General features: G+C 56.2%; 8 protein-coding genes and 1 rRNA gene. All 9 read left to right on the top strand.

Features of this window, described 5'->3' with window-relative positions:
- Nucleotides 1-76: ribosomal RNA gene (gene rrf / locus JBO43_RS23305) — 5S ribosomal RNA — on the top strand; the annotation flags it as partial.
- A 146-nt stretch (nucleotides 77-222) separates the two neighbouring features.
- The gene (gene murB / locus JBO43_RS21910) at nucleotides 223-1251 is read left to right on the top strand and encodes a UDP-N-acetylmuramate dehydrogenase (RefSeq protein WP_095283846.1); all 1029 of its coding nucleotides are present in this window, start codon (nucleotides 223-225) and stop codon (nucleotides 1249-1251) included.
- Nucleotides 1248-2210, top strand: coding sequence for a bifunctional biotin--[acetyl-CoA-carboxylase] ligase/biotin operon repressor BirA (gene birA, locus JBO43_RS21905; RefSeq protein ID WP_103947437.1), 963 nt, complete (start codon nucleotides 1248-1250; stop codon nucleotides 2208-2210). The genes murB and birA overlap by 4 nt, the downstream gene beginning before the upstream one ends.
- Before the next feature lie 530 nt (nucleotides 2211-2740).
- A complete protein-coding gene (bcsO, locus tag JBO43_RS21900; RefSeq protein WP_202675090.1) occupies nucleotides 2741-3244 on the top strand; it encodes a cellulose biosynthesis protein BcsO in 504 nt (167 codons plus the stop codon).
- Complete coding sequence (gene bcsQ / locus JBO43_RS21895) at nucleotides 3235-4038, top strand: cellulose biosynthesis protein BcsQ (RefSeq protein ID WP_103947435.1); 804 nt, start codon at nucleotides 3235-3237, stop codon at nucleotides 4036-4038. The genes bcsO and bcsQ overlap by 10 nt, the downstream gene beginning before the upstream one ends.
- Before the next feature lie 18 nt (nucleotides 4039-4056).
- Nucleotides 4057-6156, top strand: coding sequence for a UDP-forming cellulose synthase catalytic subunit (bcsA, locus tag JBO43_RS21890; protein WP_103949439.1), 2100 nt, complete (start codon nucleotides 4057-4059; stop codon nucleotides 6154-6156).
- Nucleotides 6153-8438 carry a cellulose biosynthesis cyclic di-GMP-binding regulatory protein BcsB gene (gene bcsB / locus JBO43_RS21885; RefSeq protein WP_202675088.1) on the top strand — a complete coding sequence of 762 codons (2286 nt, stop codon included), beginning with the start codon at nucleotides 6153-6155 and terminating at the stop codon, nucleotides 8436-8438. The genes bcsA and bcsB overlap by 4 nt, the downstream gene beginning before the upstream one ends.
- Complete coding sequence (locus JBO43_RS21880) at nucleotides 8435-12457, top strand: cellulose biosynthesis protein BcsC (RefSeq protein WP_202675086.1); 4023 nt, start codon at nucleotides 8435-8437, stop codon at nucleotides 12455-12457. Before bcsB ends, JBO43_RS21880 begins: the two co-directional genes overlap by 4 nt.
- The gene (gene bcsD / locus JBO43_RS21875) at nucleotides 12457-12936 is read left to right on the top strand and encodes a cellulose biosynthesis protein BcsD (protein ID WP_095283839.1); all 480 of its coding nucleotides are present in this window, start codon (nucleotides 12457-12459) and stop codon (nucleotides 12934-12936) included. Before JBO43_RS21880 ends, bcsD begins: the two co-directional genes overlap by 1 nt.
- Nucleotides 12937-12941 lie beyond the last annotated feature (5 nt).

Raw genomic sequence — 12941 nt, 5'->3', positions numbered from 1 at the left:
CGAACTCAGAAGTGAAACGCCGTAGCGCCGATGGTAGTGTGGGGTCTCCCCATGTGAGAGTAGGGAACTGCCAGGCATCAATTAAGTGAAGAGGCCATCCGGAAGGATGGCCTTTTTGCGTTTTTGTCGAATACTAACGCCTCTTTACTACCCATCAAACTAATCACCAATCCCCTCATATATACGGTAAACTATCCCTGATTTTGCATCAGGATAGCATCTATGAATCACTCCCTTAAGCCCTGGAATACCTTTGGCATTCAACGTAATGCTGACAATATTGTGCGTGCTGAAAACGTTCAGCAACTGCTCGATGCGTGGAAGACCGCCACTGAAAATCATCAACCAGTCCTGATTCTCGGCGAGGGAAGTAACGTCCTCTTTCTGGATGATTTTACCGGCACGGTTATTGTTAACCGAATTTCGGGTATTGATGTCACCGAGACAAACGATAGCTGGCATTTACACGTTGGTGCAGGTGAAAACTGGCACAATCTGGTGCAATTTACGTTAGATAATGGAATGGCTGGCCTGGAAAATCTGGCGCTCATTCCCGGTTGTGCAGGTTCATCCCCCATTCAAAATATCGGTGCTTATGGCATCGAACTGAAACATGTTTGCGAGTATGTCGATTGCATTGAGCTGGCGACGGGCAGAGCAAGCCGACTGACCGCGGAACAATGCCGCTTTGGCTACCGCGACAGCATCTTCAAACATGAATACCAGGATCGTTATGTCATTGTTTCTGTTGGCCTGCGTCTGGCAAAACAGTGGCAGCCCGTCTTAACTTACGGCGATTTAACGCGCCTTGATCCGCTGACTGTGACAGCTCGCGAAGTATTCGACGCCGTCTGTCACATGCGCATGACCAAACTGCCCGATCCAAAAGTGAATGGCAATGCCGGTAGTTTCTTCAAAAACCCGGTGATCAGCAGCGAAACGGCACAAACTTTACTCGCACAATGGCCAAATGCACCCCATTACCCACAGGCTGATGGCAGCGTAAAACTGGCCGCTGGCTGGCTGATCGATCAATGTCAGTTAAAAGGCACGGTCGAAGGTGGCGCGGCGGTGCATCGCCAACAGGCACTGGTGCTCATCAATGAGAATAATGCGACCAGCGACGATGTTGTGCGTCTGGCGCATCACGTTCGTCAGTGCGTGGGCGACAAATTCAACGTCTGGCTTGAGCCAGAAGTCCGCTTTATCGGTCGTACAGGTGAAGTGAACGCCGTGGAGACGATTGCGTGAAAGATAACACTGTTCCATTAACGCTCATTGGCATTCTTGCTGATGGTGAATTTCACTCTGGCGAACAGCTGGGTGAGCGCCTCGGTATGAGTCGTGCAGCAATCAATAAGCACATTCAAACCCTGCGTGACTGGGGTGTCGATGTCTTCACCGTGCCGGGTAAAGGCTATAGCCTGCCGGAGCCTATCCAGTTACTGGATGAAGAGGTGATTTGTCGTCAGCTCAATCAGGGGAAAGTGACGGTCTTACCGGTTATCGATTCAACCAACCAGTATTTGCTCGACCGCATCAGCTCACTCAACTCGGGTGACTGCTGCGTCGCTGAATATCAGCAGGCCGGTCGCGGGCGTCGCGGGCGTAAATGGTTCTCGCCTTTTGGTGCCAACCTGTATCTGTCGATGTTCTGGCGTCTTGAGCAGGGCCCGGCTGCCGCCATTGGCTTAAGTCTGGTGATCGGTATCGTGATGGCCGAAGTGCTCCATGACCTCGGCGCAGATAAAGTTCGCGTAAAATGGCCAAACGACCTCTACCTGAACGATCGCAAACTTGCAGGCATTTTAGTCGAACTGACAGGTAAAACCGGCGATGCGGCGCAAATCGTGATTGGCGCAGGTCTCAACATGGTGATGCGGCAGGTCCAGGCGGATATCGTCAACCAGGGCTGGATCACGCTGCAGGAAGCCGGTATTACGATTGACCGCAACACGCTTGCCGTGCGTTTGATTAAAGAACTGCGCGATGCGTTGACGCTCTTTGAGCAGGACGGGCTTGCACCTTTCCTCTCCCGTTGGGAAAAGCTGGATAACTTTATTCATCGTCCAGTGAAACTGATCATCGGCGACAAGGAAATCTTCGGGATTTCACGCGGTATTGATGCACAAGGGGCTCTTCTGCTGGAGCAGGATGGCGTCTTGAAGCCGTGGGTGGGTGGAGAAATCTCACTGAGAAGCGCAGAGTGACCCAAGGGAGCCAACGGCTCCTTTTTTTATCACCTGTCTTATCTACCCTCCCTAAAATGGTAGGGGTTAAAGAATATTAATCAGAATAAGGGCTTAACCTATTTTATAAAATAATAACGACGAAAATGTATTTCAAAATATTTCTCAGAGTAACTTTTTATTAAACTAAGAATCATCCTGGTTAGATTTATGCTCTTATCATTTGTATTTTAACGATATAGAGAACTGCCAATAAAGCCTTTGATGAGCTTTAATGTCCGCAATTTTACTTAACTAAAGCTAAAAACACTTCAGTATTTTTATCTGTTGAAAACAGTTAGCATGTGTCGAGTAGATGGTTAAGCATATGCTGTAAATAAGCTATTCGGTAATAAAACCATAATTTAAACATGCCAAAAATAAGCGTGCGGTTAAAACCGTAACGTGACTGTACACCTACAACTGAATAAAACACGTCTGTTGATCGTAAATGGCCACTAAAATCAAACCGTGGTGTGTACATTATTTATTTGTAAATCATGAGTATAACTATGAATCATTATGATGATTTGCAGCGATTTAAGGATAAAACGCGCAATCAAGCGCTCGATTTCAAAGACTTCTCCGTTCAAAACCAGGCAAGCGATCAGGGAAGTTGGGCCATTCTCAACCAGCTTCTTCCTGAGACTGAAACGAATGCTTTCGCACAAGGGGGGCATGTATCGTTAGCGGCCCCGCAGCCTGTCAGCACCGAAACATTCAGCCTGACTCATGTCACGCCAGTATCAGAAAGCGTTACCCTCGATGCGACTCCAGCTTACGCGCCTTCAATTTTCCAGGGTGTCGCTGAGCAACTCGCTACCCCAGCAGAGATATCACCCGCGCCAGTCCCGGAACCCACTCCGGTTCGCGTCGTTACCCCGGCGCCTGCCCAGCCTCCGGTTGATGTCAATTTTTCGCGTCTTTTTGCCCCTGCGGCGACTACGCCACAACCTGCGGCTGAAAAAAATCAGCCATTGAATTCCCTGCTGGAAAGGATCGCCACATGCCGTTAATTTGCGTTTGCTCGCCGAAGGGCGGCGTGGGTAAAACGACCATGACCGCTAACCTGGCTTACGCGCTGGCGCGCTCAGGAAGCAAAGTACTCGCGCTGGATTTTGACGTGCAAAACGCATTGCGTCTGCATTTCGGCGTTCCGCTCTCTGATAGCCGCGGTTACGTTGCCAAAGCGGCTGAATCCTCCGACTGGAGTCAGTTTGTCCTTACGGCGGGCGGAAACCTGTTTGTACTGCCGTATGGTGATGCCAGCGAAGATCAGCGTATGGCATTTGATGACAAACTCACTCACGATGAGCACTTCCTCACGCGTGGGTTGAGTACGCTCCTGAACTACCCCGGCCTGATTATCGTAGCCGATTTTCCTCCTGGTCCGTCACCCGCGTTGAAAGCGATGTCGCGCCTGGCGGATCTGCATTTGATTACTCTGCTGGCCGATACCGCATCATTGTCACTCCTGCCGCAAATTGAAAACCAGCGTCTGACAGGCGGGGTACTCAACCACAAAGCCGGACACTATTTCGTCCTCAACCAAAGTGACAACCGTCGTCAGATCAGCCGTGATGTCACCACCTTCGTCGAGAACAAACTCGGCGAAAAGCTACTGGGTGTTGTTCACCGCGACGAAAGCGTCGGAGAAGCCAACGCCTCTCAACAGTCCGTATTCGACTTTAGCCCGGCGTCAGCCGCTGCCTTCGACATTGAGCTTATCGCCAAAAAAGTCGCGGGCATTCTGGGCGTGAAAGTGGGTGATGGCACTGTTCATACCCTTCCGCGTAAGTCAGGGTTCTAAATTCACCCAGGGCGACCTATGAAAAAGTTTCTTTTTATTTTGCTGGCTCTCGTCATGATTCCAGTTGCGCTGCTCATCGTCATTACGCCGATGGACAGTCAGAAACAATATATCTTCGGCTTTATTAGCATTGGCCTGCTGTTTTTAATGGGCTTCAGCAAAAGACGCAGTATTTCAGTGATTATGGTGGTGATGTCATTATTGATGTCGACCCGCTATATGTATTTCCGTTTGACGCAAACCCTGCATTTTAATTCTGAGATTGAAACAATACTCGGAATGGGGTTATTTCTGGCGGAGGTCTACGTCTGGGTTCTGTTACTGCTGAATTACCTGCAAACCATCTGGCCGCTGAAGCGCGAGATTGTACCGCTACCGGATGACATGTCGCTCTGGCCGACGGTCGACGTATACATTCCGACCTATAACGAATCGCTCGACGTGGTGCGCGACACGGTGCTGGCCGCACAGTGTATCGATTACCCGCGCGACAAAATGAAAATCTACCTGCTCGACGACGGCAAACGTCGCGAGTTCGCCGTCTTCGCGGCAGATGTCGGCGTGGGTTACATCACACGTAATGACAACTCCCATGCCAAAGCGGGCAACCTCAACCACGCGATGAAATTAACCCAGGGCGAGCTGATTACCGTCTTCGACTGTGACCACGTCGCTACGCGTATTTTCCTGCAGGCGACGGTCGGCGGGTTCCTGAAAGATCCCAAACTGGCGCTGGTGCAAACGCCGCACTATTTCTATTCCCCAGATCCGTTTGAACGCAACCTCTCCGTTGGGCGCAATATTCCGAACGAAGGAACCCTGTTTTATGGCCCGATTCAGCAGGGCAACGATAACTGGAACGCGACGTTCTTTTGCGGCTCCTGCGCGGTCATCCGCCGCAGTGCGCTGGAAGAAATTGGCGGCTTCGCCGTGGAAACGGTGACCGAAGATGCCCACACCGCGCTGAAGATGCAGCGTCTCGGCTGGAAATCTGCATTTCTGGATATTCCATTGGCGGCCGGTCTTGCCACCGAACGTCTGGTATTGCACGTGATTCAGCGTACCCGCTGGGCGCGTGGGATGACGCAAATTTTCCGTCTGGATAACCCGCTCTTTGGTCGTGGCCTGACGATTCAGCAGCGTCTGTGCTACCTCAGCGCCATGCTCTACTACCAGTTCGCTCTGCCGCGCATCGCCTTTCTGACCGCGCCTCTGGCCTATCTGCTGTTTAACCTCAACATCATCCACTCGTCGGCGGGCCTGGTCTTTGCCTATGCATTGCCGCACCTGTTCCTGGCGATTTACCTGAACTCGCGCATGAATGGCCGCTATCGCTACAGTTTCTGGGGCGAAATCTATGACTTAGTGCTGGCGTTCCACCTGGTGCTGCCAACCGTTGTCACGATGGTCTTCCCAAAACGCGGCAAGTTCAACGTGACGGACAAAGGCGCGCTGCTGAACGTCGGCTACTTCGATTTCCGCGTCGTGCGCCCGCATCTGGTGATCGCGATCCTGCTGGGCATCGGCGTTATCGCCGGTATCGTCCGCGCCTGCGCCCACGATTACTACGGCGTCGACCCGAGCGTTATTGCCCTGAACGTCGGCTGGGGACTTTATAGCCTGATCTTCCTGCTGGCGGCGATTGCCGTTGCCCGTGAAACGCGCCAGACGCGCAAAACCATCCGTATTGACGTCAAAATCCCGGTGCTGATCCACTACGCCAGCGGCATCTCTTCCCGCAGCCAGACCGCGGATCTGTCGATGGGCGGCTGCCGCGTTGAGCTGCCGGACGAGCGTCATTTGACGGACGACATCGAAGAAGTGGAGTTGCTGCTGCAATCGGGTGCAATCAGTATTCCGGTGAAAGTGGTCGCCACCGACGAACAATTTATCCGTCTGATGTTTGAAGATATTCCTTTGGCGCGCCGCCGCGAACTGGTGCGCGTGGTGCTGGCCCGTGCGGATGCGTGGATCCAGCCGCCGAAACCGCAGGACAACCCGTTCCGTTCGCTGCTGACCATCGTGCGCTGCGTGTTTGATCTCTTCTGGCTGACGTGGAAAACGCGCCGGGAAAACCGTCGCGCGCAGGCGCAGGTCCAGGAGGACGGCAACGCATGAAACAGCTGACGAAACTCACTTTGCTTGCTGCGTCGCTGTTTGCGCTGCCGCTGCACAGTGAAGAAACCACCGTGGAATCGCTGCTGCCGGTCGAGATGCCCGCGCCGACATCCGCCGTCGCGCTGCCGACGTTTGTCCCCTCGACGGTGAACAGCATTAGCGTCGCGCAAATGGGCCAGCCGCAAGGCCTGGTGCTGAGCGGCGGCCAGCTGCAGGGAGGAATGAACTTTACCCTTCCGGTCGATCAGGTCATCACCAACGCGCAGCTTTCGCTGAATCTCAAAGTCTCTCCTGCGATGGCGACACGCAACGCCACCATGCAGCTGATGCTTAACGGCCAGCCGCTGGGCACCGTCCCGCTGGGGGCCGCCGACAGTGATATTTCCCGCTTCCAGCTGGATATTCCGGCGGCGCTGCTGGTTTCAAGTAACAGCCTGAGCTTTAAGATAAACGACGGTGACGCGATGCAATGTCAGCGCGACCTGTCGGACAAATATCGCGTCACGGTCATGCCGGATTCACGTTTTGAGCTGGAAGGGCAGCAGCTGGATATCGGTTCTGACTTAAGCCATTTCCCGCGCCCGTTCTTCGACAGTATGCAGATGACCCCGGCGACCATCGCGTTCGCCTTTGGCCCAACGCTCAGCAGCGATGCGCTCGGTGCGGCGGCGTCCATCTCTTCCTGGCTCGGCATTCAGGCGGATTATCGCGGTGTCTCTTTTGCCGCGCTACACGATACCCTGCCGGAGAAAAACGGCATTCTGATCGGCCATCCGGGCGACAAAATTGGCGGCCTGACGCTGCCGCAAGCTTCCCAGCCGACGCTGCAAGTGATCGATAACCCGGCGAATCCGGTTTACAAACTGCTGCTGGTTGTCGGTAACGATGAGGCCGCGCTGCGAACGGCGGCCTGGCGACTGACGCGCGGCAACTTTACGTTGCAAACCGCCAGTGTGTCGATCCCGGCGCAGACGATCCCGGCGAGCAAACCGTACGACGCTCCGCGCTGGATCCCAACCGATCGTCCGGTAAAACTTTCGGAGCTGATCCGCAAGGATCAAAGTCTGACCGTCACCGGGATCTGGCATGCGCCGCTGCGCGTAGCCTTCCGCGCCGCGCCGGACCTGTTCCTGTGGGACGGCGAAACTATTCCGCTGCACATTGGCTATCGTTTCCCGACGGAAAGCTGGATTGATGAAAACCGCTCGTGGCTCAGCATGACCATGAACGACACCTTCCTGCACAACCTGCCGGTCAACAAACAGGGCGCGCTGGAAACTCTGTGGCACAAAGTGGGTGGCGATGCGCGGCAGGAGAAGTTTGATATGCCGCTGGAGCCGTACATGATTTACGGTGACAACCAACTCTCGCTCTATTTCAACATCACGGCGAAAGAGAACGCGCCGTGCAGCGTATTGCTGAATAACAATATTAAGAGCCGTATCGACGAGGACTCGTGGATCGATCTGAGCCACACGCGCCACTTCTCGCTGTTGCCGAATCTTTCCTATTTTGTCGGTGCCTCTTTCCCATTCACTCGCCTTGCAGACTTCTCGCAAACGGTCCTGCTGTTGCCTGAAAAGCCGACGGAAACGCAAATCGCCACGCTGCTGGATATGGCGGCGCGTTCGGGGAATGCCACCGGCACCGCGTTGTACAACAACCGCGTGGTGCTCGGTGTGCCAACGGCGGGCGGCAACCTTGAGCTGCTGCGCACCCGCGACGTGCTGGCGGTGAGCGGCATGGCGCAGCACGACTTTAATCAGGCGCTGCTGAACGAATCGCCGTTTACTTCTCACGACAACACGCTGGGCGTGCGCACGCCGTCAACCTGGCAGAAGTTACAGCGTTGGTTGGCTGGCGACTGGACCTCCGACGGCGTTGAGGCCGACCGCTACTTCTCGTCCAATGAGGCGTGGCGCGGGTTTGTCAGCTTCCGTTCACCGTGGAGCAGCGATCGCCTGGTGGTAATGGCGCTCGGCAGCAATGACGACCAACTTTCGCGTTTGCATGATGATTTAACCTCCGCGCGTATCAACGCCGGGATTCGTGGCGATGCGGCGATCATCACCAATGAAAACGGTGTGCGCAGTTTCCGCGTTGGGACACAGTTCCCGAGCGGTGAAATGCCAACCCAAATGATGATTGTCTGGTATGCCAACCAGCACTCGGCGCTGCTGGCAATCCTGGGTCTGATCATGAGTTCGCTGACCGGTCTGGGCCTGTATGCCTGGCTGAAAAAGCGTGCGCGTAAGCGCCTGAATCCGGAGAGCGGAAAGTGAAAAAAATAATCCTAAAATCGGCGATCTGTCTTTCCGGCGTGCTGGCGTTTGGCGGTACGGCGCAGGCCGCGCAAAACGAGGCGGCGCTGAAAGCCCTGTTTGACCAGGCTAACTATTGGCACGAAAAATCTCATGACGATCTGGCGAGCGAGTCGCTGAAAAAAGTGTTGATGGTCGACGCCAACAACACTCAGGCGCTGTATCTGATGGCGCTGTGGGCGCAGCAAAACGGCGATTTACAGGGCGCGGCGCAATGGCGTGCGCGACTGGCAAAAGTGTCGCCAAATGATGGCGGTCTTCAGGCGCTGGATAACGCCAAACAGATGACTCAGGTGCCGCAGGGTACGCTGACGCTGGCGCGTCAACAGGCGCGTAGCGGCAACATTCCCGCCGCGCTGGCAACCTGGAAAACGTTGTTCAACGGCGATACCCCGCCTGCGAGCCTCGCGCCGGAATACTATCAGACGATGGGGAGTGATAAGTCTCTCTACCCGCAGGCGTTAAGCGAGTTGCAGCGTTTTGCGGCACAAAACCCGCAGGACAACTCCGCACGCGTGGCGCTGGGTAAGATGCTCACCTGGCAGGAGAGCACGCGCCGCGACGGGATTATCCAGCTACAGCAAATGGCCAGCGGCAGCAAAGATGCGGACGCCGGTCTGCGTCAGGCCCTGTTGTGGTTAGGCCCAAAAGCGGGCGACGAACAGTTCTACGATACCTGGCTGCAACGCCATCCGCAGGACAGCGAAGTTCAGGCCTATTACCGTAAAAATGTTGGCGGTGCGGCGAAAGGCGAAGGCTACACCGCCCTGAACAGTGGGAATACCGACGCGGCAAAGCGCCAGTTTGAGCAGGTGCTGCAAACCAACCCGCAGGATGCCGACGCGCTCGCCGGGATGGGGTATATCGCCCAGCGCAGCGGGGATTATCAGGCCGCCGCGCAATATCTGGGACGCGCCGCCAGTCAGGGCGGTGACGCCTCCAGCGAACGCCAGCAGCAGGCCGATGACGCCGCGTTTTACGGTCAACTCGCGCAGGCGCAGCAGGCGCTGAAAGAGGGCAACGTTAGCCAGGCCCTGGCACTCTCGGCCCCGCTGGTGCAGCAGAGCGGCGAACGCGGCACGGCGGCGAAGCTGTTCCGCGCCGATGTTCTGCGTCATAACAAAGATTATCCACAGGCCGAACAGACCCTGCGCGAGCTGCTGAGCCAGCAGCCGAACAACGGTGCCGCGCGGGAAAATCTCTATTACGTCCTGAAAGAACAGAACAAAACTGAAGAAGCGCAGGCAATGCTGCGCACGCTCCCGGCCAGCTTGCAGGCGAAACTCCAGCCGCGCGTGGTGACCGGATTACCCGGCGATCCGATTCGCCGTCAGGCGCAACAGGCCGCTGCGAATGGCAATACCCAGCAGGCGATTGCGGTTCTGCGCGAGGGGATTGCACGGCTGCCGGACGATCCGTGGCTGCGTCTCGATCTGGCGCGTTTGCTGCAAAAATCCGGAGCTGAAGGTGAAGCGGCCTCGGTGATGCAGCCCGCCTCGCGTCAGGGAGCTGGCGCAAGCTCGCTGTATGCGGCGGCCCTGTTCGCCAGCGAAAGCGGAGCCTGGCAGCAGTCGCAGACTATTCTCTCGCGTATTTCGCCTGCCAGCCAGACGCCACAAATGCGCGAGCTGGCGCAGCGGGTGAATTACAACCTGCAAATGGCGACAGCGGAACGTTATCTGGTGCAGGGCAATTCAGTTGCTGCCGCCAATACCCTGAAAACACTGGCCTCGCGTCCACCAGAAAACCCGGCTGATGCGGGAAAACTGGCGAAAATGCTGGCGCAGAGCGGCGATATGACCGGTGCGGTGGCGGTGGTGCGCAGCAACATGCGTGAGGGCGTGCAGGGGAACGCGGGCGATTACGCCGATCAGGTTTCGGTGCTGAATCAGGCCGGGCTGAACGGTGAAGCGCAGAGTTTCCTCTCTAATCCGGAACTGTTATCGCGTAGTACGCCGACTCAGCTGGCGGGCGTGCGTAACGGGTATGTGATCAACGAAGCGGACCAGTTGCGCGAGCAGGGCAACTATGCGGCGGCCTATGACAAGCTGATCCGCGCTCTGCAAAGTGACCCGCAAAATACCGACCTGATGTTTGCGATGGCGCGTCTGTATCAGACCGGCAAAATGAACAAAGAGGCGGGCGTGGTCTACGACTACCTGATGACTCGCGACACGCCGGACCAGGATGCACGCACCGGTGCTATCGACGTGGCGCTGGCTGAAGACAACGTGGCGAAAGCGAAACAGCTCGCTAACGGTCTGCAAACCAATAATTCTCCTGAGCGCCTGGTACTACTCGCTCGACTGGAAGAGGCTCAGGGTAACCATCAGCAGGCGATGACCTATCTGCGCAGCGCGCGCGGCAAACTGTTGGGTCTGCAATCCACCAACAGCTCGGCCACACCGACGATGGGCGGCTTGTTGCTGGCGGATAACCCGTTCGTGAGTACCAGCCGCTCCACGCAGGCGGTCGCGACTAGTGCGACGAACAACGCGCTGCCGTGGCAGCTGGCGCAGACGGCACGCGATCCAGGCTCAACGCTGCCGGGTACCACGCGTCCTGATTTGCCGCAGGAAACGGCGCAGAGCCGTACTTTGCGCCAGGTTGACGACATGATGCAGCAGATGAACGAGCAGACCGGCATGTGGCTGCAGGGTGGTGTTGAAGTGCGCGGGCGCGATGGCGAATCGGGTACCAGCAAGTTGACCGAAGCCAAAGCGCCGCTCACCTGGTCCAGCTCGCCGTTTGGCGAATCGCGTTTCGAGTTTACCGCCACGCCGATTACCCTCAGCGCGGGCAGCGCCAGCGGAGACGCATGGCGTCGCTTTGGTTCTAACCCGCTGGCGAACGCCGCGTCGAATATGGTTTCAACAGCGACGAACGAACAAAAGGCCATTGCAGCGATGAACGCCACCGAGCGCGCGACCTATCTCGCCGCGCATCCGGGCGCGGCAGCGCTGGTGGATTTAGGCACGCTGGACAGCAACGACTTTAACCTCACCAGTTCCGACGGCCAGTTGAATCTGGCAAAACTCGGCGCTTACGACAGCGGGCGGGTCGGGGAATATCTTGAAGCTTCAAACCTGAAGGCAAACGTGAATCAGCCGGGTGATGTCTCGACCGATTCGCAAAAAGCCAACGGCGTGGAGCTGAACATGGCCCTGAGCGGCAAAGATTACCGTCTCGATATCGGCAGTACGCCGCTCGGACAAGATCTCAGCACGCTGGTGGGCGGCGTGAAATGGTCGCCGAAACTGACCAATTACCTGTCACTGATCATGACCGGCGAGCGCCGCGCGGTGACAGACAGCCTGCTTTCCTACGTGGGTCTGGAAGACAAATACTCCGGCAAACGCTGGGGCCGCGTCACCAAAAACGGCGGCAGTTTGCAGCTGAGTTATGACGATGGCGATGCAGGTTTCTATGTGGGCGGCGGCGGTTACAGCTATCTCGGTGAAAATGTCGCGAGTAACACCAGTATTAATACCAATGCGGGCGTCTATCTCCGGCCGTATCACGACGATCTCCGCGAAGTGAAAACCGGTTTAAGCATGAGCTGGATGGACTTCTCGAAAAACCTCAGCCAGTTCACCTTTGGTCAGGGCGGCTACTTCAGCCCGCAAAACTACGTCAGCGTCTCGTTGCCAGTCGATTATTCGCAAAAAATCGATAACTGGAAGCTGAAACTGGGCGGCTCAGTGGGCTATCAATCCTACAGCCAGGACAGCAGCGATTACTTCCCGACCAACGACAGCTGGCAGCAACTGCTGGAAGGCGCGGTCGAGAGCGGTTTCGCGAAAACAGCCACGTATAAAAGCACCTCTGAAAACGGCATTGGCTACACCGTGCGCGCCGGGGTGGACTACAACGTCAACAAAGACATGACTATCGGTGGCAAAGTCGGTTACGACACCTTTGGTAGCTACAACGAAAGTACGGCGGGACTCTATTTCCGCTACATGCTGGGAGATAAATAATGACAACGACGATGGAAAACCCCGCGCTGTTGAGCTGGTTTCGCGCCCAGCAAACGCCGGAAGGGTGGTTCGATCTGCTGGCGCTGATCGTGGATGGCATGGTGCGTAACGTGGGCGAGCTGGAGAGCCAGCCGTTCCTGCATCAAATGGGCGTGGCGCTGGCCGAGCAATTCCCGCTCCCGCCGTCGGAAACCGTGGGTGAACTGGAAGCGAACATCAACGCGCAGCTGGCGCGGTTTGGCTGGGGCTGCGTCGAACTCAATACCAGCGATACCGACCTGACGCTTCGCCATCAGGCGCTGCCTGTGAGCCGCAATGAGGGCCAGCAAAGCCGCTGGTGTCACGCCTTCTGTGCAATACTGGAAGGGCTCTACATCCGCTGGATGCAAGGGCAGGGCGGAAAAGCGCATGTGACGGTCAGCCGTGAGCGCATTTTTTCCATCTCGGACGTGCAGTTCCGTTACCACAACCCACAGTGAGTGAA

This window comes from Lelliottia jeotgali (assembly GCF_016771845.1).
GTDB classification, from domain to species: Bacteria; Pseudomonadota; Gammaproteobacteria; order Enterobacterales; family Enterobacteriaceae; genus Enterobacter; species Enterobacter jeotgali.
Note: the sequence above shows the minus strand (reverse complement) of the source record. Positions and strands in the feature narration are given on the sequence as shown.